The sequence below is a fragment of the Clostridium phoceensis genome (assembly GCF_001244495.1).
GTDB classification, from domain to species: domain Bacteria; phylum Bacillota; class Clostridia; order Oscillospirales; family Oscillospiraceae; genus Lawsonibacter; species Lawsonibacter asaccharolyticus.
Genome location: NZ_LN866274.1, coordinates 335,501 through 357,137 on the forward strand (window position 1 = coordinate 335,501; position 21,637 = coordinate 357,137).

At 60.6% G+C, this 21,637-nt stretch carries 20 protein-coding genes and 1 riboswitch; of the genes, 10 read left to right on the forward strand and 10 right to left on the reverse strand.

Going from position 1 to position 21,637, the window contains the following annotated elements; translation table 11 throughout:
- Window positions 1-164: 164 nt before the first annotated feature.
- The 3 genes from BN1969_RS02390 to BN1969_RS02400 all read left to right on the forward strand — a co-directional run bounded on the left by BN1969_RS02390 (window position 165) and on the right by BN1969_RS02400 (window position 2,968).
- On the forward strand, window positions 165-1,292 hold the full coding sequence (locus tag BN1969_RS02390; protein ID WP_050622822.1) for a TRAP transporter substrate-binding protein: 1,128 nt from the start codon (window positions 165-167) through the stop codon (window positions 1,290-1,292).
- Between the two features lie 93 nt (window positions 1,293-1,385).
- Window positions 1,386-2,198, forward strand: a complete 813-nt coding sequence (locus tag BN1969_RS02395) for a sugar phosphate isomerase/epimerase family protein (protein WP_077138678.1) — start codon at window positions 1,386-1,388, stop codon at window positions 2,196-2,198.
- Window positions 2,199-2,215: 17 nt separating this feature from the next.
- Window positions 2,216-2,968 carry an SDR family NAD(P)-dependent oxidoreductase gene (locus BN1969_RS02400; protein WP_050622823.1) on the forward strand — a complete coding sequence of 251 codons (753 nt, stop codon included), beginning with the start codon at window positions 2,216-2,218 and terminating at the stop codon, window positions 2,966-2,968.
- Window positions 2,969-3,089: 121 nt separating this feature from the next.
- On the opposite strand, the gene deoC is transcribed toward BN1969_RS02400, so the two are convergent.
- From deoC to BN1969_RS02415, 3 genes are all read right to left on the reverse strand, one after another.
- Complete coding sequence (gene deoC / locus BN1969_RS02405) at window positions 3,090-3,749, reverse strand: deoxyribose-phosphate aldolase (RefSeq protein WP_050622824.1); 660 nt, start codon at window positions 3,747-3,749, stop codon at window positions 3,090-3,092.
- Between the two features lie 203 nt (window positions 3,750-3,952).
- A complete protein-coding gene (gene metK / locus BN1969_RS02410) occupies window positions 3,953-5,134 on the reverse strand; it encodes a methionine adenosyltransferase (RefSeq protein ID WP_050622825.1) in 1,182 nt (393 codons plus the stop codon).
- A gap of 71 nt (window positions 5,135-5,205) precedes the next feature.
- Window positions 5,206-5,303, reverse strand: a riboswitch (SAM riboswitch).
- A gap of 75 nt (window positions 5,304-5,378) precedes the next feature.
- Window positions 5,379-5,984, reverse strand: a complete 606-nt coding sequence (locus tag BN1969_RS02415; protein WP_050622826.1) for a cytidylate kinase-like family protein — start codon at window positions 5,982-5,984, stop codon at window positions 5,379-5,381.
- A gap of 526 nt (window positions 5,985-6,510) precedes the next feature.
- Here BN1969_RS02415 and BN1969_RS02420 point away from each other — a divergent pair.
- Window positions 6,511-10,014 carry an S-layer homology domain-containing protein gene (locus BN1969_RS02420; protein ID WP_050622827.1) on the forward strand — a complete coding sequence of 1,168 codons (3,504 nt, stop codon included), beginning with the start codon at window positions 6,511-6,513 and terminating at the stop codon, window positions 10,012-10,014.
- Between the two features lie 65 nt (window positions 10,015-10,079).
- Here the strand turns inward: BN1969_RS02420 and BN1969_RS02425 are convergent, their stop codons facing one another.
- The 6 genes from BN1969_RS02425 to hemW all read right to left on the reverse strand — a co-directional run bounded on the left by BN1969_RS02425 (window position 10,080) and on the right by hemW (window position 16,629).
- Window positions 10,080-10,301, reverse strand: coding sequence for a hypothetical protein (locus BN1969_RS02425; protein WP_050622828.1), 222 nt, complete (start codon window positions 10,299-10,301; stop codon window positions 10,080-10,082).
- 331 nt (window positions 10,302-10,632) lie between these two features.
- Window positions 10,633-12,360: a phospho-sugar mutase gene (locus tag BN1969_RS02430; RefSeq protein WP_050622829.1), complete on the reverse strand. Its 1,728-nt coding sequence runs from the start codon at window positions 12,358-12,360 to the stop codon at window positions 10,633-10,635.
- A gap of 131 nt (window positions 12,361-12,491) precedes the next feature.
- Window positions 12,492-12,974, reverse strand: a complete 483-nt coding sequence (locus BN1969_RS02435) for a 23S rRNA (pseudouridine(1915)-N(3))-methyltransferase RlmH (RefSeq protein WP_050622830.1) — start codon at window positions 12,972-12,974, stop codon at window positions 12,492-12,494.
- A complete protein-coding gene (locus BN1969_RS02440) occupies window positions 12,968-13,804 on the reverse strand; it encodes an MBL fold metallo-hydrolase (RefSeq protein ID WP_050622831.1) in 837 nt (278 codons plus the stop codon). The genes BN1969_RS02435 and BN1969_RS02440 overlap by 7 nt, the downstream gene beginning before the upstream one ends.
- 87 nt (window positions 13,805-13,891) lie before the next feature.
- Window positions 13,892-15,187, reverse strand: coding sequence for a UDP-N-acetylglucosamine 1-carboxyvinyltransferase (locus BN1969_RS02445; RefSeq protein ID WP_050622832.1), 1,296 nt, complete (start codon window positions 15,185-15,187; stop codon window positions 13,892-13,894).
- Between the two features lie 197 nt (window positions 15,188-15,384).
- Complete coding sequence (gene hemW, locus BN1969_RS02450) at window positions 15,385-16,629, reverse strand: radical SAM family heme chaperone HemW (RefSeq protein WP_050622833.1); 1,245 nt, start codon at window positions 16,627-16,629, stop codon at window positions 15,385-15,387.
- Window positions 16,630-17,001: 372 nt separating this feature from the next.
- Between hemW and BN1969_RS02455 the strand changes: the two genes are divergently transcribed.
- Genes BN1969_RS02455 through BN1969_RS02480 form a run of 6 tightly spaced genes read left to right on the forward strand, consistent with a single transcriptional unit; the run spans window position 17,002 to window position 20,428 of the window.
- A complete protein-coding gene (locus BN1969_RS02455) occupies window positions 17,002-17,205 on the forward strand; it encodes a helix-turn-helix transcriptional regulator (RefSeq protein WP_050622834.1) in 204 nt (67 codons plus the stop codon).
- Entirely contained in the window at window positions 17,202-17,615 is a 414-nt protein-coding gene (locus tag BN1969_RS02460) for a hypothetical protein (protein ID WP_050622835.1), read from the forward strand. Before BN1969_RS02455 ends, BN1969_RS02460 begins: the two co-directional genes overlap by 4 nt.
- 12 nt (window positions 17,616-17,627) lie before the next feature.
- Window positions 17,628-18,089, forward strand: coding sequence for a hypothetical protein (locus BN1969_RS02465; protein ID WP_050622836.1), 462 nt, complete (start codon window positions 17,628-17,630; stop codon window positions 18,087-18,089).
- Window positions 18,090-18,118: 29 nt separating this feature from the next.
- Window positions 18,119-18,865, forward strand: a complete 747-nt coding sequence (locus BN1969_RS02470) for a hypothetical protein (protein WP_147576976.1) — start codon at window positions 18,119-18,121, stop codon at window positions 18,863-18,865.
- A 10-nt stretch (window positions 18,866-18,875) separates the two neighbouring features.
- Window positions 18,876-19,808, forward strand: coding sequence for an RluA family pseudouridine synthase (locus BN1969_RS02475; protein ID WP_050622838.1), 933 nt, complete (start codon window positions 18,876-18,878; stop codon window positions 19,806-19,808).
- On the forward strand, window positions 19,805-20,428 hold the full coding sequence (locus BN1969_RS02480) for a hypothetical protein (RefSeq protein ID WP_050622839.1): 624 nt from the start codon (window positions 19,805-19,807) through the stop codon (window positions 20,426-20,428). Before BN1969_RS02475 ends, BN1969_RS02480 begins: the two co-directional genes overlap by 4 nt.
- 205 nt (window positions 20,429-20,633) lie before the next feature.
- On the opposite strand, the gene BN1969_RS16935 is transcribed toward BN1969_RS02480, so the two are convergent.
- Entirely contained in the window at window positions 20,634-21,485 is an 852-nt protein-coding gene (locus tag BN1969_RS16935; RefSeq protein ID WP_187120324.1) for a metallophosphoesterase, read from the reverse strand.
- Between the last annotated feature and the right edge of the window lie 152 nt (window positions 21,486-21,637).

Sequence of the window (21,637 nt, forward strand, 5' to 3'; positions counted from 1 at the left end):
ACAGGAAAAAGTCCCAAAAAGAACCAAAAAGAAAGGTATGTTCAAAACCGATCTCTGGTATGTGATACCGGTATTGGAATTCTGAAAAGGGCTCTGATAAGATTGAGTCATCAGAACAAGCGGCCGCCTCAGGCGGCGAGTCAAATCAGGAAGGGAGAATTCAAATGAACACCACAAAGAAACTGATCAGCTTGACCCTCGCAGCAGCAATGTCTCTGTCTCTGGCAGCCTGTGGAGGAGGGGGGACCTCCGCGGGTTCCACCCCGCCCCCGTCCGGCTCCAGCACAGGCTCCGGCGCCGTTCAGAGCGTGGCGGATTACGACATCCAGCCTGAACTGGACAGCTCTGTGGACTACACCCAGGGCGACTCCTACTCCTTCATCATTGCCACCGACGGCGCCGAGGACCGCGTGGACGGCCTGTTGGTCCATTACATGGCGGATCAGCTTAACGCTATCACCGGCGGCCGCATCCAGCTGCAGATGTATTTCAACGGCTCCATGGGGACCGACACTGAGCTGTGCGAATCTACACAGGCCGGTGATGTGGCCTTCTTCCTGGGGTCCACCGCATTCACCGCCAATTTCGTCCCTGAGCTGAATGCCATTGATCTCCCTTTCCTCTATCAGGATGCCCAACAGTTCCGGGATACCATGGACGATGAGACGGTCTTCCGCTTCTACGAGGAGAAATACCAGGATAAAGGCTTTGAGCTCATCGGCTTCTTCGACCAGGGCATGCGTCAGATGACCAGCAACATCAAGGTCCAGTCCCCTGACGACATGCAGGGACAGAAGATCCGGGTCATGGAGAACCAACTGCACATCTCCATCTGGCAGGCGCTGGGCGCCAACCCAACCCCTATGGCCTTCTCTGAGGTCTATATGGCGCTGCAGCAGGGCACCATCGATGCCCAGGAGAACCCCTTTGAGGTCATCTACGCCAACCGCCTGTATGAGCAGCAGGACTATGTGATCCTGACAAACCATCTGCCCGCATCCCACAACCTGCTGATCAGCCAGGTCGTCTACAACGGCCTGAGCGATACAGACAAGGAGCTGATCATGGCTGTGGGCAAGGCCGCCATTCAGTATTCCAGAGAGCAGTGCGACGCCCGGCTCTCTGAGCGTATGGACTTGGTGGCTCAGACCGGAACCGAGATCGTGGAACTCCCCGCCGACGTTCTGGAGCAGCTGCGGGACAAGTGCTCCGGTGTCTATGACGAGGTCCGCGCCACCTACGGCGATGAGCTGGTGGACATGCAGATCAGCACCGCTGAGAAATACGCCTGAGCGGAACGTCTGAGATAGAAACTGTTCGTCCTCCGGGGAGCGGGCACCGCGGGCCCCGTTTCCCGGAGGATGATATCTTTTAGGAGGCAACTGATGAAACACCTTTACTCCCTGGTCCATTTGACAAACATCAGCTGTCCGCCCCCGGAGATGATCCGGGTGGCGGCCAGGGCGGGCTATGATGCGGTCAGCCTGCGGACCATCCCCATGGGGCTGCCGGGGGAGCGTCCCTATGACATCGCAAAGGATCCCCATCTGCTTCGTGAGACCCGGCGGGCCGCTCAGGAGACAGGCATCCTGCTGCACGATACAGAGAATGCCCGCATCGCGGCTGGAGTGGATGTGCAGGACTATGAACCGGCGCTGGCGGCCGCAGCAGAGCTGGGCATCCGGCACATCCTGACCAACATCTGGACCCCGGACCGCTCATTTTATACCGATCAGTTCTGCCGGCTGTGTGAGCTGGCCGCCCGATATGAGCAGACGGTCAGCGTGGAATTCGTCACATGGGCCAGTGTCACCGATCTCCGTCAGGTCAGGCAGCTGCTCCTGGACTCCGGCAAAGAGAACGTGGGCGTGGTGGTAGACTGCCTGCACTTTTACCGCTCCCGGGTCCAGCTGCATGAGCTGGAGGAGTGCCCCCAGAGCTGGTTCCATTACGCGCACCTGTGCGACTGTGAGGCCCCAATTCCCGCGGATGAGGCGGCACTGATCCACACCGGCCGGGCGGAACGCCTGTATCCCGGGGAGGGTGCAATCCCCATCGCGGAGATCATTTCCAGGATCCCGCAGGTGGTGTGCGGTGTGGAAGTGCCCCACCTGACAAGAGTGGAAAAGATAGGCTATGAGACCCATGCCAGACGGGCCCTGGAAGGGGCAAAGGCATGTCTGGGGGAGCAACGATAAGACTGGAGGGATATGCAATGGAGCGATATGAACATAAAGTTGTGCTGATCACTGGCGCGGGGGATATCGCCGGCGCCACTGCCCGGCGGCTGCTGTCTGAGGGCGGAAAAGTGGCGCTGACCGATTTTTCCCGGGAGGCGCTGGACCAGGAGGCCAGGATGCTGAAAGAGGAAGGCTGGGATGAGGACCGGGTGATGACCATCCCGGGCGACGTCCGAAGCTTGGAGGACTGCCAGGCCGCCGCAGCCGAAGTAAAGGAAAAGTGGGGCAGGATCGACGTCTTGGTAGCCACGGCAGGTATTCTCCGTCACTTTCCCATCGATGAGCTGACAGAAGCCCAGTGGCAGGATGTGATCGACATTAACTTGACAGGGGTCTATCATTCGGTGAAAGCGGTGGTCCCCGCCATGAAGGAGCAGAACTACGGCCGGATCGTACTGATCTCCTCCATTGGGGGCCGCACGGGCCGCCCGGGGGTGGGGGTGAATTACGCTGCCGCAAAGGCTGGGATCAACGGCATGGCCATGTGCCTGGGATATGAGCTGGGCCCCTGGAACATTACCGTGAACAGCGTAGCGCCTGGGCCGCTGAAGGGGAAAATGTTCCTCTCTCTCTCTCAGGATAAGGTGGATAAGCTCTCTGCGGGTGTCCGCATCCCGAGACTGGGAGAGCTGGATGACATCGCCGGCGCCATCGCATACCTGGGCAGCGATGACGCATCCTGGACCACTGGTGAGGTGCTGGATGTGAACGGAGGCCTGCAATACTGACCGATCCAGAACCGTGGGCCCAACGAGAGGTCACTCCTGCGGGATACGCCTGCAGAACGCAAAAAGATCCCCGTCCATTTTCACAATGGACGGGGATCTTTCGGTGTGAAAAGGGCTGGGCTCAGCCGTTGCTCTGAGCCTGGACCAGGGCAACCAGACCGCTGCTGCCGATACGGTCGGCCCCCAGTTCCAGGTAGGTCTGGGCCTCCTCCAGGGTGCGGATGCCGCCGGCCGCCTTGATCCTCACATCGGGGCTGCAGTGCTCCCGGAACAGCTTCACATCCTCATAGGTAGCGCCGCCGGTAGAGAAGCCAGTGGAGGTCTTGATAAAGTCTGCTCCGGACATGGAGACGATACGGCACATGGCCTGCTTCTCCTCACAGGTCAGCAGGCAGGCCTCCACGATGACCTTCAGGATACGTCCCTTACAGGATGCTTTGACCGCCTTGATCTCCTCCAGCACCCCCTCCCAGTCGCCGCTCTTCACCAGGCCCAGATCAGCCACCATGTCGATCTCGTCCGCTCCCCCGCGGATGGCGTCCTCGGTCTCGAACACCTTGACCTCAGGAGTGGAGTAGCCGTTGGGGAAACCCACCACGGTGCATATCTTCAGCTGATTGCCCACATAGGCGGCGGCCCGCTTCACATAGCGGGGCGGGATGCAGACGGAGGCAGTGCGGCAGGTGAGGCCCTCGTCACAGACCGTCTTGACCTGGTCCCAGGTGGCGGTGGGGGTCAGAAGTGTGTGATCCACGTGGCGAAGCAGTTCGCTGTAATCCATATTCTATGATCTCCTTCCTGTATGGGGCGCAGAGATACCCATTTTCGGCTGTTTTCTCTCTATTTTACCCTATGGCGCGGCGATTGTCCAGCCCCGGGGCCGGTCATTCAGAAAGAAGGGGCCGGAGGATCTCCTCCGGCCCTTATTTGCGCCTGTACAGTCTATGAGGCGCCAACTGAAAAGATTCCTGGCCGCTGACGCCGTTACAGAGCCGCCTTCAGTGCCTCTGCCCGGTCGGTCTTCTCCCAGGACAGGTCCAGGTCGTCCCGCCCAAAGTGCCCATAGGCCGCCAGCTGGCGGTAGATGGGGCGGCGCAGCCCCAGATCCCGGATGATGGCAGCCGGACGCAGGTCAAAGACTTGTTCCACTGCGTCGGAGAGCTGTTCGTCCGGCACCGTTCCGGTGCCGAAGGTATCCACGCGGACGGAGACGGGGCGGGCCACACCAATGGCATAAGCCAGCTGGACCTGGCAGCGCCGGGCCAGCCCGGCGGCCACCACGTTCTTCGCCACCCAGCGGGCGGCATAGGCGGCCGACCGGTCCACCTTAGTGGGGTCCTTGCCGGAGAAAGCGCCGCCTCCGTGGGGAGCGCTGCCGCCGTAGGTGTCCACGATGATCTTCCGCCCGGTGAGGCCGGAGTCTCCCTGAGGACCGCCGATGACGAACCGGCCGGTGGGGTTGACGTAGATCTTGGTCTGATCGTCCAGCAGCTCGGCAGGGATGATAGGCTTGATGACCAGCTGGATCATATCCTGCCGGATCTGGTCCAGGGACGCCTCCGGCCCGTGCTGGGTGGAGACCACCACCGCGTCCACCCGCAGGGGGCGGTTCTCTCCGTCATACTCCACCGTGACTTGGGTCTTGCCATCAGGGCGCAGGTAGTCCACCAGTCCCTCCTTGCGGACCTGGGTCAGACGGCGGGCCAGCCGCTGGGCCAGAGAGATGGGCAGCGGCATCAGCTCGGGGGTCTCGTCGCAGGCGTAGCCGAACATCATGCCCTGGTCCCCAGCCCCGTTGTCCAGGCCGTCGTCCTGGGTGCCCTCCTTGGCCTCCAGACACTTGTCCACGCCCATGGCGATGTCGGGGGACTGCTCATTGATGGAGGTGACCACCGCGCATGTGTCACAATCAAAGCCGAACTTGGCCCGGTCATAGCCGATCTCCTTCACAACCTGTCGGGCGATCTTTGGGATGTCCACATAACAGGAGGTAGTGATCTCCCCCATCACGTGGATCAGGCCGGTGGACGCCGTGGTCTCACAGGCCACCCGGGCGTCCGGGTCCTGGGCCAGGATGGCGTCCAGTACCGCATCTGAGATCTGGTCGCAGATCTTGTCAGGATGGCCCTCGGTCACTGATTCAGAGGTAAACAGTCGCTTTGCCATAATATTTCGTCCTTTCTTCTGTCGGGGGGATGAAAAACGCTCCGCCGAGGCGGAGCGTCAGAGTCCATGCACCCTCATCTTTCGATACACTACCGCCGGATTTGGCACCTTGCGGAACGCAGGTTGCCGGGCTTCATCGGGCCGTTCCCTCCACCACTCTTGATAAGGCTATTCAGTTTGTAAAAATCATTCTATCAGATTTTGTAGATTTGTCAATGGAAAGATCAAGATCCGCCGCAGTTTTTTACAGTGTCTTTGCCATCTCGGAGATGATGTCCACGCACCGCTGGATGCCGATGATTCCGCTGTCCAGAGAGAGGTGGTAGTTCTGGGACATGCCCCAATCCCCGTCGGTATAGTGCTTGTAGTAGACGCGGCGCCTCTTGTCCTTCTCCTCCAGGCGTTTTTCCGGGCTCTTCTCGCTGGAGCCGTACAGGCGCACGATACGGTCCGCCCGGGCCGCCATAGAGGCGTGAATGAATACGTTGAGACAATCCTCCCGTTCCCGCAGGATATAATCGGCACACCGGCCCACGATGACGCAGGGCTCTTTTTCCGCAAGGCTCCGAATGACCCTGCACTGAATGGCCCAAAGAAAATCATTGGCGGACATTCCCTCCATGGCTCCCTGGGACCCCCGGGCAGCAAAACCAAAAGAGAGCCAGTTTTTGGAGGGGGCATACTCGCCAGCCTGTTCAATGTACTTCTCATCAAAGCCGGTCTCCACCGCGACCTGGCGGACCAGCTCCTTGTCATAATAAGAATATCCCAGCTTCTGTGCCACCTCCTTGCCGATGGTGCGCCCGCCGCTGCCAAACTCACGGCTGATCGTAATGATTCGTTTGCTCATACTATCGTCCTCCTACAACACCGGATCTTGAGACTATTGGCCACAGAAAAGATATGCACTGAGGCATACCCTTCAGAAAAGGTACACTGTATTTCCGAAAACTCCGATTCTTTTGTGTGCCCCCTAGGGGGCGAAAACCTCTACACACAAACAAAAACCGAAATTAGAGATTTTTAATGATTATACTATGCCAATGCAGGTTTTTCAAGTGTACAGGGAATACACCGTTGCAAAGACAGATGTAAAAAAGCAAAATGTCTACCAAAAGTCTACCAAAAAAGGGCGGCAGGGGCCTGGAGTTTCAGGGCCTCGCCGCCCCTCCTGTTTTCATGTGTCTACCAAATGTCTACCAGGGAAACTTTTTGGGTAGAATCTCGGGGATTTTTCCCCTGATCTCTCCCTTTTTATAACCAATTCCTCCTGTGTCAGAAGTGTTGTACAGGCATAGTGGGCCGAAATGTTCTAGAAAAGGCCCGGTTTGTCAGAAAACAGCGACTTTTGTCAATATAAAAAGGAGGAATATCCAATGAGAAACCTGAAGCGTGCTCTCAGCCTGGCTCTGGCTTCCGTTATGCTCCTGGGCATGATGGTCGTGGGCTCCAGCGCTAAGGGTATCGACGATTTCACCGACAAGGCCGAGATCGTCAATCAGGATGCCGTGGCGGTCACCTCTGCCATCGGCATGTTCGAGGGCTACGAGGACGGGTCCTTCGGCCCCGAGAACGTAGTCACCCGCGCCGAGATGGCGGTCATCATCTGCACCATGCTGTACGGCGCCGGTGTGAACGTCAACCAGTTCGCGGAGACCAATGTGTTCACAGACGTCCCCGCCTGGGCGCAGGGCTATGTGAACCTGTGCTCCAGCCTGGGCATCGTGGCCGGCGTGGGCGACGGCAAGTTCGACCCCAACGCCACCGTGACCACCGCGCAGGCCGTGCTGATGCTGTGCCGCGCCCTGGGCTACTTCCAGAGCGCCGCTGACTTCGGCAATGACTGGATGCTGGCCGCCACCGCCAAGGGCACCGCTCTGGGCCTGTACGGCGACCTGAAGCTCACCGCCAACGCCGGGCTGACCCGCGACAACGTGGCTGAGCTGGTGTTCAACGCCCTGACCAAGGCCGTGCCTGTTCAGTACAACGAGCTGCTGGGTGTGTACTACAACGAGAACCAGGGCATCATCTACTCCCTGGAGTTCAACTACCTGCAGACCCTGGGCTACAAGAACTTCGACCTGGTGTACCGCACCGACACCGAGACCATCTACGGCCGTCCCGCCACCACCTGGGGCACCGGCACCTACAACGTCAAGACCGAGGCCGGCAGCACCAGCAAGACCGATAATCTGACCGAGAACGGCGGCCTGATCGCCTCCAAGGTCCGCATGCTGGACAAGGACGAGATCATTACTGTTCCCAACGCCCCCACCTACACCTATACTTCCGGCCAGGACATCGACGAGGTCTACAAGGACCTGGGCAAGTCTGTGTGCACCCTGCGCGACAATGCCAAGGACGAGGGCTACACCTGGACTGCCTATGTCAACGGCAAGGAAGATAAGGACGTGGATGACAACATCCCCACCTCCAAGGACGACTCCACCTGGAAGTACACCGGCAAGGGCACCGTCACCGAGATCTACATCGACGACGCCGACGCCACTGTGACCGTGGTCGAGATCAATTACTATCTGGGCCAGGTCTCCAAGGTGAAGAGCGATTCCAAGGGCGAGTATGTCACCGTGAAGGCCATCTCCACCGAGCCCAAGCTGGACGACAACGACTTCTATGCTGAGGGCTATGAGGAGGACGACTACGTTGTCTTCACCGTGGACTACAACGAGGACGAGGACTTCTACATCTGCGAGCTGATGGCTCCCGAGACCGTCAACGGCGAGGTCACCCGCGTGGAAAAGGATAAGGACGCCGAGACCGGCAAGGGCGAGACCGGCGAGACCTATCTGAAGCTGGCCGATGGTGCCAAGTACAGCTACTCCGGCGACGGCCACATCGTCTATGATCTGGACGACGACAACGTGAAGGCCCACCCCGCTCTGAACGAGCAGTACACCCTGTATCTGGATCCCAACGGCTATGTGCTGGGCTTCGTGCAGGAGACCGGCAGCACCCAGTACCTGTACGTGAAGGACTCCGACGAGGAGCTGCGTGACTGGGTCGCCAAGGTCGTTCTGGCTGACGCCACCTCTGTCAAGGCCGACCTGGACGATGAGTACAAGGACGGCAAGGACAAGGTCAAGATCGACTGGGTAGATAAGGACCAGGACAAGAAGGATAAGACCAACATCGACGAGAAGGTCTGGGCCTACACCGTGGGTGAGGACAAGATCTACACCCTGAAGGCTGTGGATTCTAAGACCATGACCAACGCCGAGATCAACAACGGCAAGGCCTATATCTCCGACGGCAAGAACGACTTCATCGTGGACAAGAAGACCGTGTTTGTGGACGTGGAGGGCGAGACCGCCTATACCGGCTACAATGAGGTGCCCGATGTGGACAATGCCACCCTGGCCTATGTGCTGAGCACCAAGAACGGCAATGTGGCTGAGATCGTCTTCATCGTGGACGGCGATGTTTATGACAGCGCCAGCACCTACTTCATGCTCAGCAAGACCACCCGCGAGTCCCTGAAGTACGACGGCGACTACTACTGGGAGTACACCAACGCCTATGTCAACGGCGTGAAGCAGTCCGTGTACGTGGACCAGGATCTGGGCGCCCTGGAGGTCGGCCATCTGTACAAGGCCACCAAGACCGTGGATGAGAAGTACATCACCGGCATTGAGGATGTGGAGCTGAAGGACAACACCGTCAACGCCCGCGGCGACGGCGCCTTCTGGCTGACCACCGTGGAGGATGCCAAGGTGAAGTATGACGTGGACGACGACACTGTCTTTGTCTATGTGGATGTGGAGCCCAAGAACGGTGAGAATCTGTCCAAGGGCTACGGCTACACCATTACCGACGGCGATGTGAAGGACATGTATGTGGGCACCGAAGAGGAGACCTACGACGGCGTGAAGTTCGACTACATGACCTATGTCACCGTCGTGAAGGACAGCAACGACCACAACACCGCGGATCTCGTCTACATTATCCACAAGCCCGTGGTGGAGATGGTGAAGGTCACCCTCGCGCTGACCAACGCCACCGTGACCGTCAACGGCGTGGAGTACACTGAGAACGGCAGCATCAGCGTTAAGAAGGGCACTGAGCTCAACTGGACCGCTAAGGCCAAGGAGGGCTACACCCTGACTACCGATCCTTCCGGTAAGGTGACTGCCAATTCTGATACCACCATCACCGCTACCGCTAGCGCTGACACCCTCAGCGTCAAGGTCGAGGGTCATGCTGCTGCCAACCCCACAAGCATTACTGCGAACCAGGCCGCTGACATCACTGTGACTGCCGAGAAGGGTTACACCATCACCGATGTGACTTGCGCTCAGGCTGCTAAGATCAAGAGCAACGGCGACGGCACCTGGACTGTCAGCGTTCCCGCTGGCACCGAGGATATTGCCATCAAAGTGGACACTGAGGCTGTGAGCTATACCCTGAACTTTGCCGCTTCCGGTGTTTGGGATTTTGAAGTCAAGGACGCCAAGGGCCAGACCGTGAATGATGGCGACGAGGTGATCGTCGGTGAGACCTACACCTTCAAGGCCATCGAGAAGACTGCTAGCGATACTCACAATGGCGCCCGCGAGTTCCGTGTCGATGGAGCTGCTGTCTGTGATGCCAAGCTGACTGCCGAGGGCAAAAATGCCGTCGTGAAGTCTGTCAAGGTCACTGCTTCCGAGGCTGATTTCAAGTTGGCCCAGAAGCTGGCTGTTGTCGATGGCAAGCTGTACACCGAGGAAGCCTGCCAGAATGAGCAGTCGGCTGCCCCCAACCAGGAGACCACTCTGTACTACATTGAGAGCGCTGCCGTCAAGGCTGTGCTCGAGGGCGAGTACACTGTGGTGGCTGACGATGATGGCGTGCTGACGCTTGATATCGGTCAGAAGCGCTGATTAGAGTGAGATTCTGATTCACGCAATTTAACAGCCCCCCGGAGCATTTGCTCCGGGGGGCTCTCTCACCTCTCCTCCAGCTTATCCACCCGGGCAGACAGGGCGTTGATATCACTGCGCAGCTTATCCAGTACCGCATTGAGAACGCTGGGACTGACGATCAGATCCCGCATGGCTTTCAGCGCCCCGTCGATCTTTTGATTATCCGCGTTAAACTCCGTCCGGAGCACCTGGTCCGCAGCCTCCCATTGATTCAGTCCATAATACTGCGTCTGTCCGCTTGCCATAAAAAATCCCTCCTGTCCTGACTGGGCCCGGCAGATCCGGACCCGCTCAAAACCGGTGGGAAAGAGCTTTTTGTGAGACGTTTCAATACAAATTATGGAAGTAAAGCAGAACTATGCCTATTTCTGCCCCGCCTATGCAGGATGTCCAGGGATCATGGAGGCGGCCTATCCTGCGTGAGAGGCGCCACTTCCCAGATACACGTCCCCGGAAATGATGTGATCCAATTTTATTCCGCCGCCTGCGGGTGCAGGAACTCCTTGCGGGACGGCTCTTTCCACAAGCTGACCGGGCCCGCTCCAAAGGAGCGGGCCCGGTGTCCGGCCTGTCTTTTCAGTCTTTGAGGCTCTCGGCCCAGGCGGCGTACTTGGCCACCTTTCCGTCGCACTCCTCCCTGTCGGCGCCGTTGGCCAGGATATAGACCTTGACCTTGGGCTCGGTGCCGGAGGGACGGACGATCAGGCTGGTGCCGTCGGCCATCTCATAGCGCAGGACGTTGGAACCGGTGAGCTCCATCTGGGACCTGGCGCCGGTCGCTGTCTCCACCACGCTGCCGTCTTTGTAGTCCTTCTGCTGCTTTACCGCCACGCCGGCGATCTCCGCCGGGGGCTGCTCCCGCAGGCCGGCCATCAGGTCAGCCATCTTCTTCAGCCCGTCCAGGCCGGGCATGACCAGGTTCATGGTGCGCTCGCCATAGTAGCCGTATTTCTTGAACAGGGCCTGGAGGGCGTCATACAGGGTCATGCCCTGGGAGGCATACCAGGCCGCCATCTCGGTCAGCTCCACCGAGGCGGAGACGGCGTCCTTGTCCCGGACATAGTCCCCCAGCATGTAGCCGTAGGACTCCTCATAAGAGAAGATGACCTTCCCCGCACCGGAGCTCTCCAGCTCGTCCTTCTTCTCCGCCAGGAACTTGAAGCCGGTGAAGGTGTCATAGCACTGCAGGCCGTTGACCTCGGCCACCTTGCGGGCCATCTCGGTAGTGACGATGGTCTTGAGGGCCACGGGCTTGTCGGGCATCTTGCCGGTGCGGCGCTTGGCCCCGATCAGGTAGTCCAGCAGCAGCACGCCGGTCTGGTTGCCGGAGATGACCACGAAGTCGTCCTCCTTGGTGCGCACCATGATGCCCACCCGGTCGGCGTCCGGGTCAGAGCCCAGGATGAAGTCTGCGCCGTGCTCCTTGGCCAGCTCCACCGCCAGATAGAACCCCTCCGGGTTCTCCGGGTTGGGGGAGACCACAGTGGGGAAATCGCCGTCGATGACCATCTGCTGGGGCACGCAGATCACGTGCTTCATGCCCAGGCGCTTGAGGGCCTCGGGGATCAGCTTATAGCCGGTGCCGTGGAAGGGGGTGTACACCATGGTGAAGGTGTCCGCCATCTGCTCCACCACCGCCTTGTCGTTCACCTGCTTCATCACGTTGGCCAGGAACTTCTCGTCTGTCTCCGCCCCCATCAGCGTGATCCTGCCCTGGGCCACGGCCTGGTCATAGTCCATGGTCTTGACGCAGTCGAACACGTCCAGCTCCTTCATCTTCCGGGCCACCTCGTCGGCATGCTTGGGGGGCAGCTGGGCGCCGTCCTGCCAGTAGACCTTATAGCCGTTGTACTCCTTGGGGTTGTGGCTGGCGGTGACGTTGATACCGGCGATGCAGCCGTACTCCCGCACCGCGAAGGACAGCTCCGGGGTGGGACGCAGGGACTCGAACAGGCGCACGGGGATGCCGTTGCCCGCCATGACACAGGCGGCCTCCCGGGCAAAGACGTCGGAGTTGTTGCGGCAGTCGAAGCAGACGGCCACCCCCCTGGCGGCGGCCTGGGGCCCCTCCTCCAGGATGACCTGGGCAAAGGCCTGGGTGGCGTGGCGGATGACATGGACATTCATCCGGTACAGCCCCACCCCCATGGTGCCCCGCAGGCCCGCGGTGCCGAAGGAAAGCTGATCAAAAAAGCGGGATTCGATCTCCTTGTCATCGCCCTGGATGGATGCCAGCTCTGCCTTCTCGGCGGCCGAGAGGGCCGGGCTGTTCAGCCATGCATGATAAGCATCAAGATAGGACATATCGTAGGACCTCCAATCAATAAAATCCGCTGGGACATGCTGTTGTGGACATTGTACCACAGGCAGGCATGAATTTCCAGCGGATTTTTGGACGGATCCACGGTGAGCATGTTTTCAGGCCCGGGACCCTGTCATTTGTGGTAGCTGGAGCCCTCCCGGATCTTGAAGGCCCGGTAGAGCTGTTCCAGCAGCATGACCCGGGCCAGGTGGTGGGGGAAGGTCATGGGGGACATGGACAGCTTGACCCAGGACTCCCCCTTCAGGCGCTCCGCCAGGCCGTAGGAGCCGCCGATGACAAAGGCCAGGTGCTTGGCGGAGCTGTGCTCCCAGGTCCCCACCAAAGTGGACAGCTCCTCGCTGGAGCGCAGCCTGCCCTCCACGCACAGGCACACCAGGCTGGTGCTGGGGGGCAGCTTGGCCCGGATGGCCTGGCTCTCCTTCTCCAGGGCGGCGTCGATCTGCGCCTGAGAGGGGTCCTGGGGCAGCTTCTCCTCAGGCAGCTCCACCAGGGTGAGCCTGCAGTAGGGGGACAGGCGCTTGATGTATTCGGCACAGGCCTCCTGATAGAACTTCTCCTTCAGCTTGCCCACACAGATCAGATAGACGCTCAGCACAGGGATGCCTCCCTTTCCGGAAAGGCCCGGAGAGCTCCGCCCCGCTCCAGCCGGTACAGCGCCCCGCACTCCGACCGGGGGGCTACCGCCAGGGTGATGTCCTCCTCCGGCCGCACCCCCAGGGCGGACAGGCGGCGGGAGACCACCTCTCGGGCCCGGGCTGGGGTATTGTTCTCGGAGGACAGGTGGGCCAGCAGGATGGTCCGGGTCCCGGCCAGGGCAGCCCGGCCGGCCAGCTCGGCCCCCGCCTCATTGGACAGGTGGCCGAAGTCCCCCAGGATGCGCTGCTTCAGGGCGTAGGGATAGGGGCCGGAGCGGACCCAGTCCTCGTCGTGATTGGTCTCACACACCAGCAGGTCCGCCCCCCGCGCCGCATCCCACACCTGGGGCGTCAGGTGGCCCAGATCGGTGGCCAGGGCCATCCGTGCCCCGCCGCCGGTGACGGCGTAACCCACACTGCCCGCGGCGTCGTGGGGGGTGGAGAAGGACTCCACCCACAATTCCCCCAGCTGGAAGCCGGTGCCGGCCTCCAGCGCCCGGCCCAGCTGCGCCAGTGCTGGGACTTTTCGCTCCAGGCGGTCCAGAGTGGGGGCGGTGGCGTAAACGGGCACCCCCAGCTGCTTGGTCAGGGTGGCCAGACCGGAGACGTGGTCGGTGTGCTCGTGGGTGACCAGCACCGCGCTGAGCCGGGTGGGATCGGCCCCCAGCGCCTTCAGGGCAGAGGTGATCCGGCGGGCGGAGATGCCCGCGTCCAGCAAAACATAAGTAGAACCGCAGCAGATCAGCAGGGAATTCCCGCTGGAGCCGCTGGCCAGAGTACACACTTCCATGTGCCGCCTCCCGGAGAAAGAGTGGCGCCCCCCAGGGCGCGAAAACGGGCGGCGGCAGATCGCCGCCGCCCGGAGCATGTGCAAAGGTCAGCCCGCCTGGGTCTGGGCCTCGTCGTCGGGCAGGAAGAGCACCTGGATCTTGGCCCCCACGCCGGACAGCTTCTCCACCAGGGTCTCGTAACCCCGCTCGATGTGGTACACCCCGTCGATCTCCGTGGTGCCCTGGGCAGCCAGACCGGCGATCACCATGGCTGCCCCGGCCCGCAGGTCACAGGCGTGGACCGGCGCGCCGGTCAGGGCGGGGACCCCCTCGATGACGGCCACCTTGCCGTCCACCTGGATCTTGGCCCCCATGCGGCGGAACTCGTCCACATAGCGGTAGCGGTTGTCCCACACGCCCTCGGTGAGCACGCTGGTCCCCTGGGCCAGGCACAGGACCGCGGCGATCTGGGGCTGCATGTCAGTGGGAAAGCCGGGATAGGGCATGGTCTTCACATTGGTGCGGGTGATGGGGCCGGAGCGGCGGACCAGCACCGCGTCGTCCTGCTCCTCCACATCCACCCCCATCTCCACCAGCTTGGCGCTGATGCAGTCCAGATGCTTGGGGATGACGTTCTTCACCAGCAGCTCGCCCCCGGCGGCAGCCACCGCGGCCATATAGGTGCCCGCCTCGATCTGGTCGGGGATGATGGAGTAGGAGCCGCCCCGCAGGCGCTGGACGCCCCGCACCTTGATGACGTCGGTGCCGGCGCCCATGATGTCGGCCCCCATGGAGTTGAGGAAGTTGGCCAGGTCCACGATATGGGGCTCCTTGGCGGCGTTCTCGATAACGGTCATGCCCTCCGCCAGGGCGGCGGCCAGCATGATGTTCATGGTGGCACCCACGGAGACGATGTCCAGATAGACCTGCCCGCCGGCCAGGCAGCCCCGGCCGGGGACCTGGGCATAGATCAGGCCGTTGCGCACGTCCACCTCGGCCCCCATGGCCACAAAGCCCTTGATGTGCTGGTCGATGGGCCGTCCGCCCAGATTGCACCCGCCGGGCAGGGGCACCTCTGCCCAGCCGAAGCGGCCCAGCAGGGCCCCCACCAGATAATAGCTGGCTCGGATCTTCCGGGCCAGCTCATAGGGGACCTGACGGTTCCGAATGTGGGAACAGTCGATCTCCACCGTGGTGCGGTTGATGGTGCGCACGTCCGCCCCCAGCTCCCGGAGGATCTGGAGGATCAGGGTCACATCGCTGATCTGGGGAACATTTTCAATGCGGCAGACCCCGTCCACCAGCAGGGCGGCGGGGATGATGGCGACAGCGGCGTTCTTGGCTCCGCTGATCTCAATGGTTCCATGGAGCGGATGTCCGCCCTCAATCAAATATTTGGTCAAAGCTGCACCCTCTTCAAACGTAATGAGGTCCTTATGTCTATACGGCAAAATGCCATAAGTAGTCCAAACAGATCCCGCCTGTGGGCGGTCTGATACAACTATATTGTAACACTATTATATCCAAAAGGCAAATAAAATTACATTTGCGTGAAAAGTGTGTAAAATCGGTCCAAAGGCCGGAAACATTTTCCCGATTCTTAAACAGAATCCACAAAGGGACCATCCTGGCTGCCGGAAAAGCGGGCCCTGGCCCGGGGGAGCAGCTGGTCCAGGCTGGACTCCTCCTGCCGCTCCAGCAGGTCGCCGATGAGCTGATTGGACACCAGAAAGCCCTTGGGCGTCAGCCGCCACCGGCCGTCGGCCTGCTCCGCCCAGCCCTGGGCCTGGAACTGGCGGAGCCGGGTCTCCAGGGGGGCAAAGTCCATGAAATAGGCACTGCGGTACTCCCACTCCTCGATGCCCTGGGCGGTACGCAGCCGGAGCATCAGGTACTCGCCCCCCCGCTCCCGCTGGGGGATGAGCTCCTCGCTGTCGATGATCTCCCCGCCCTTGAGCACGCCGTCGATGTACCGGTCCAGGTCCCGAACAAAGGAGTACCGCCGCCCGCCGAAGTCGGAGTGGGCGCCGGGGCCGAAGCCGATATAGGGCCGGGTGAGCCAGTAGCGCAGATTGTGCCGGGACTCATAGCCCGGCTTGGCGAAGTTGGAGATCTCATACTGGGGGTAGCCGGCCCGCTCCAGCCGGCCCACGGTCCAGAGGTACAGGTCTGCCTGCTGGTCGTCGTCGGGCAGGATCTCCCCCTCCGCCGCCCGGCGGGCCAGAGGGGTGCCCTCCTCCACCTTCAGTCCGTAGCAGGACAGGTGCTGGGGGATTAGGGACAGGGCGTGCTCCACCGTAGCCTTCCAGCTGTCCATGGTCTGGCCGGGCAGGCCGTAGATCAGATCCAGAGAGACGTTGTTCAGCTTGGCCTTCCGGGCGGCCGCCACCGCCTCGTCCACCTGTCGGACGGTGTGGGGGCGGTGGACGGACTCCAGCTCCTGGGGGCAGCCGGACTGCATCCCCAGGGACAGGCGGTTGACCCCCGCCTTCCGCAGGCGGCGCAGGGCACGCAGGTCCACGCTGTCAGGGTTTGCCTCCACCGTGATTTCTGCGTCTTTCTCCACCTGAAAAAGCTTGCTCAGGGCGGAGAGCAGCTCATGGATGCGCCGGGCCCCGTACCAGCTGGGGGTGCCCCCGCCGAAATAGACGGTGTCTACCGGGATGCCCTGGGCCAGGGGCGCAGTCTCCCGGATGTGGGCCAGCAGCGCCTTCTGATAGGCGTCCATCCGGTCCTCCCGCCCCGCCAGGGAGTAGAAGTCGCAGTAGTCGCACTTGCTCCGGCAGAAGGGGATATGGATGTAAATGCCCAGCTTGTCCGCCTGTCCGGTCTGTCTCTGTCTCATGGGGCCGCCCTCCTTATGATCTCAAAGGTATTATAGCGGAGCTGAGCCCAGTTGCAAGGGGCAGGCAGAAATTTTGTGGACCCGGACAGGGCAGGCGGCGGAAGGGAGGGCACTTTTTCATTAAATATGCCCCGCCGCCGGGGCTGGCATGAAAGGGCGGTCCCGCCCTGTGGGGCGGGACCCTTTTGGGCGCATCCTGCGGATGGAGGCGGGCGGGGCAAGCTCTTCCCTCCTCCGCCCCAGAAGTGCTCCAAGATCTGGTCCCCAGAAAAAAGAAGGGCAAAATAGTAAAGCCTGCTTGACACAAAATGTAAAGCGTGCTATACTCCAGATGTAAAGCAAGCTAAACATTTTTGCGTGAGGAGGACCGCCGTGAAAAACCGCATCGCTCAGCTCCGAAAGGAGCGGCGCATCACCCAGGAGGAGCTGGCCGACGCTGTGGAGGTCACCCGGCAGACCATCATCTCCCTGGAAAACGGGCGCTACAACGCCTCGCTGCTGCTGGCCCACAAGATCGCCAAATATTTCGGGAGCTCCATTGAGGAGATATTTCTGTTCGAGGAGGAAGAGACATGAAGAAGCTGAAACCGATCCTGCTCGCCGCCGCCGCGCTGGGCGGGCTGGCCCTGATGGCGGCGGCCGCCCTGCTGGATCTGCCCGGCGGGATCACCGGCCTGATGTGCGGCATGGGCGGAGCCCTGCTGGGCCTGGGGGGCTCCAGCGTGATCATGGGCGCCGTGGAGCGGCACATGTCCCCCCAGGAGCGGAAGGAGCTCCAGCGCAGCGAGACCGACGAGCGTAACATCGCCATCCGGGAGAAGGCCGCTCAGTCCAGCTGGTACTGGACCCTGTACCTGCTGTGGGTCCCCTTTGTGATCTCTCTGGTGCGGGGGGAGACGCTTTGGATCCTTCTCTCCTCCGCCGTAACGGTCCTCCACTGCGTCTTTTATATGGTCAATATGGGCCGCTGGGCCAAAAAGCTGTAAGGAGGAAAAATCATGCTCATAAAAACGACCGGACGGGGCCCTGACTATGGAAAAAATCTGATCCAGCGCCGCTGGGCATTCCTCGCCCTCCTGGCGGTGGGCGCGACGGGCCTGGTGTGCTATTTCTTCCTGGTGCCCGGCAGCGGCATCAGCGGCCACGCCCGAGGCTTTTATCTGGGGGGCGCCAGCGGCATCACCGGCGCCGCACTGGCCAACCTACTGCGCAACGAGTGGATGCTCCGCCACCCGGAGCGGTGGAAAAAGGCCAGGATTCAGGAGACCGACGAGCGCAGCCAGCGTCTCACCGCCCAGGCGGCCCAGCTGGCGGGGGTGGCGACATTTTTTCTCCAGGCCCTGGCCGCCTTTGTCCTGGTGGCAGTGGACCCGATGCTGGTGAAGGTGTTGCTGGGCTCCATGCTGGCCTACATCCTGTTCTTCCTTGGCGCCCGGGCCGCCCTGGCCCGGCGGCGGTGAGAACTTTATCCTGGAAAGGAGGAAGCCCTGTGTCCTGTCCAAACCCAATTCCACCCATGACGGAGGAGGAGCGCGCCGCCTTCCGGTCCTTCCTGCTCCGCCGCTATGTCCTCAGCATCCTGGCCCTGGTCCTGGGCATCGCCGGGGCGGTGCTGCTCCTCCGCCGGGGCGCTGACGGGCCGCCCCTGATGGAGGCCGTCTGGGGCGGCCTGTTTGTCCTCTCCGGCGGGACCGCCGTGCTGGGGGGCAGGGCCTGGGGCCGGTATCAGACTCTGCTCACAGAGCCGGAGGCTATGGAGCGGACCTGGCAGGCCCGCAGAGCCGGCCCCCAGACGGAGGCCGACCAGTCCTACCGCCGTGATGTGAGCCGGTCAGGCCGTCTGGGCCTCCTGCTGCTGGCCGCCGCCCTGCTGCTTCTGCTCCTGGGCATTCCCCTTCAGGCCCAACTCACCGGGAGGGCGGCGGATGTGTATGGCCAGGTGATCTTCTGCCTGTTTCTGGTCGGCTTCAGCATGATGGCGGGGAGCTGGCACACCCTCGCCCGGCCGGAGGAGCTGCGCTCCGCCCGGGTGGCCCGCGACGACGAGCGCAGCCAGGAGATCGAGCTCCGGGCCGTGTGGAAGGCTGCCCGGGCTACCCAGACCGCCCTGTTCCTCGGTCTCCTGGCGGCCGGATGGCTCGGCTGGTCGGATGTCTCCCTGACCCTGTCCATCGTGCTGTTTTTCTACTTTTCCGCTCTGGCCGTCTTCCGCGCCCGGCTGTCCAAGCGGATGTGAGGGTGGCGGGATGGAACAGATACAGAGGAAGACCCGCCGCCTGGAGCTGGTCCTGGGGCCGGAGGATGGGGGCGTCAAGGTGGACACCCTGCTGCGGCGGAGGCTGCACCTGTCCGGCACGGTGATCCGCCGGATCAAGTGGCTCCCCGACGGCATCCTGGTGGACGGGGCCCGGGTGAATACCGCCTTCCGCCCCCGGGAGGGACAGACTCTGTCCGTCCGCCTGTCCGACCCGGAGCGGCGCAGCGGCATCCTGCCCGCCCCGGGTCCCCTGGATATCGTGTACGAGGACGGGGACCTGCTGATCCTGAACAAGGCCCCGGGGGTGCCGGTCCACCCCGGCCCCGGACATTTTAATGATACGATAGGTAATTTTTTGCTGAATTATTACAATTCGGAGGGTATTGAAGGAGATTTCCACCCCGTCCACCGGCTGGACCGGGGGACCTCCGGGCTGATGGCAGTGGCCAAGCACCCCCACGCCCAGGAGGTGCTGAAGGGGCAGCTCCACACCCCAGCCTTCCGCCGTGTCTATCTGGCGGTGTGCGACGGCGGGCCTCAGCCCCCCTCCGGTGTGGTAGACGCCCCGCTGGGGCCCCGGGAGGGCTCCCTGGTGGAGCAGATGGTCCGCCCCGACGGCAAGGACGCCCGCACACGGTATGAGACCCTGTCCCGCTCCGGGGGGCGTTCCCTGGTCCGTCTGGAGCTGGACACCGGGCGCACCCACCAGATCCGGGTCCACATGGCCTCTCTGGGCTGCCCCTTGACAGGAGATTTCCTTTACGGGTACGAGGACCGTTCCCTGATCTCCCGCCCTGCCCTCCACTCCGCCCAGCTGTCCCTCCGGCAGCCCGTCACTGGGCAGGAGCTGTCCTTTACCCTCCCCCTTCCGGAGGATATGGCGCGCCTGCTGACCCATCAGAAAGGAGAGAAGGAGCCGTGAATGTGATCCGGCGCTGGATCACCCAGCCCAACGCCCTGCTCCGGGCGGCAGCTTTGTTCGGGGCAGGCATGGCCCTGACGCTGGCGGCGGCCTGCCTCAGCGGGCCTCTGCTCCCAGAGGGGCTCCTGAAAAACGCCAATCCCCTGTGGAACTGGGCGGTCTCCTCCAGCCCCCTTGTGGGCGGGCTCCAGATCTTCGGGTTCAATCTGATCTTTGCCTGCGTCCTCGTGGGGGCCAACCTCTTCGCCAGGGGACCGCAGGGGGGTCTCCTGATCCCCTGCGGCTACTCCTGTCTCCTCCTGCTGTTCCTGCTCTATGGGCTGATGGTGGGCACCTGGTCCTTCCAAATGGGCGGAGAAGCGCCCCCTTTCGCGGCCCGGCTGCTGCGCATGCTCCATATCAGCGAGGCCTCCGGCATGGTGGAGATGTCCGCCTTCTGCTGCATCGCCTCGGGAACGGCGGACATCTCCTTCGTCCAGACCCTGGGGGGCCGGACCACCGCCGGACGGCTGCGGGATATCCGCCTGTCCCGTCAGGATGGGCTGGTCCTTGCTTTGGGCTTCCTGCTCCTGTTCGCCGCCGCCATGATCGAGGCGGCCAGCATCCTCCGCCTGACCTGAACACAGGGCCCGGGATCAAAAATGATTCCGGGCCCCTCCCTTTTACCCTTTGGACTGATTTTGGGTATAAATAACCTCCCTTCGTCAAAATGACGTGGGAGGTATATTCGTAGTTGGCAGCTAATTGATAAAGCAGAATTTGTATATTCTCCCACTTTCTTTCGTGTTCCTGATGCTAATGTTTAAAATCAGGATACAGACTTATTCATCCACAGTTCAACTCTATAATAACTATTTCCGGTGGATTGTTGATTCTCACCGGAATGATACTGTTTCCAATACCTCTGCTCACAATCATAGTTGTTCCATTCTCTGTATAGGCTCCTGCGTCATATTTCGGGAAAAGTCCTTGGCCTGGAGCAATAACTCCTCCCCCAAATGGCAATCGAAATTGTCCACCGTGGGCGTGACCCGACAATACTAAGTCAATATTTTTATTTTGATAGACATTAAAATACTCGGGTCTATGTGATAAAAGTATAGTAAATCCATCGCTAATATTTACCTGCGAAAGTTTTGCTTCCAAAATACTTTCCGATAAAAGACGGTCTCGTTCTGAAAAATCAGGGTCATTTAATCCTATTAGCTGAATACACACATCACCATAGTTCAATTCGATGGCTTCATCTTGAAGAACAGTAATTCCTGTATTTTGTAATGATGTCTTTAACTCTTCGTATTGTGAGCCGATCCATGCCTCGTGATTGCCTGTGACAAAATAGCAAGGAGCAATTTTTACGGCTTGCTGAGCAAAAGATAATGCAACTTCAAGATTTGTATGGTTAGAATCTATCAAATCCCCAGTAATAGCGATTATATTTGGGCTTTCTGCCTCTAATATATCAATTAACTTTTCATTATTTTTTCCGTATTCTGCATTATGCAAATCCGAAATATGGGCAATAGAAAATTTGTCAAACGCTTCAGGCAAGTCTTTAGATGTTACTGTTAATTTGGTTGTTTCTACCGACAGATTTCCCCAAATCACCCAACTGACCATAATTAAAATCAGAAGCATCACAAGTATAATCGTTGTTCGATTTTTTATCTTTCTCACGACATTATGCCTCGCCATTATAAATCCTGCTCCACAAATTCCAATCTATTGTTTTGTTTACTTTATCATATTTATCTGTTTGCATCAATGTTTGGTACAATTGATGGAGTTAAAACCCATCGATTCAAATGTAAAAAGGGAACCGGGCCCTG

Coding starts and splice junctions, on each gene's coding strand:
- BN1969_RS02395 (WP_077138678.1), top strand. CDS start 1,386: ATGAAACACCTTTACTCCCTGGTCCATTTGACAAACATCAGCTGTCCG.
- BN1969_RS02390 (WP_050622822.1), top strand. CDS start 165: ATGAACACCACAAAGAAACTGATCAGCTTGACCCTCGCAGCAGCAATG.
- BN1969_RS02415 (WP_050622826.1), bottom strand. CDS start 5,984: ATGAGCAAACGAATCATTACGATCAGCCGTGAGTTTGGCAGCGGCGGG.
- hemW (WP_050622833.1), bottom strand. CDS start 16,629: ATGAGACAGAGACAGACCGGACAGGCGGACAAGCTGGGCATTTACATC.
- BN1969_RS02475 (WP_050622838.1), top strand. CDS start 18,876: ATGGAACAGATACAGAGGAAGACCCGCCGCCTGGAGCTGGTCCTGGGG.
- BN1969_RS02425 (WP_050622828.1), bottom strand. CDS start 10,301: ATGGCAAGCGGACAGACGCAGTATTATGGACTGAATCAATGGGAGGCT.
- BN1969_RS02420 (WP_050622827.1), top strand. CDS start 6,511: ATGAGAAACCTGAAGCGTGCTCTCAGCCTGGCTCTGGCTTCCGTTATG.
- metK (WP_050622825.1), bottom strand. CDS start 5,134: ATGGCAAAGCGACTGTTTACCTCTGAATCAGTGACCGAGGGCCATCCT.
- BN1969_RS02400 (WP_050622823.1), top strand. CDS start 2,216: ATGGAGCGATATGAACATAAAGTTGTGCTGATCACTGGCGCGGGGGAT.
- BN1969_RS02460 (WP_050622835.1), top strand. CDS start 17,202: ATGAAGAAGCTGAAACCGATCCTGCTCGCCGCCGCCGCGCTGGGCGGG.
- BN1969_RS02465 (WP_050622836.1), top strand. CDS start 17,628: ATGCTCATAAAAACGACCGGACGGGGCCCTGACTATGGAAAAAATCTG.
- BN1969_RS02440 (WP_050622831.1), bottom strand. CDS start 13,804: ATGGAAGTGTGTACTCTGGCCAGCGGCTCCAGCGGGAATTCCCTGCTG.
- BN1969_RS02430 (WP_050622829.1), bottom strand. CDS start 12,360: ATGTCCTATCTTGATGCTTATCATGCATGGCTGAACAGCCCGGCCCTC.
- deoC (WP_050622824.1), bottom strand. CDS start 3,749: ATGGATTACAGCGAACTGCTTCGCCACGTGGATCACACACTTCTGACC.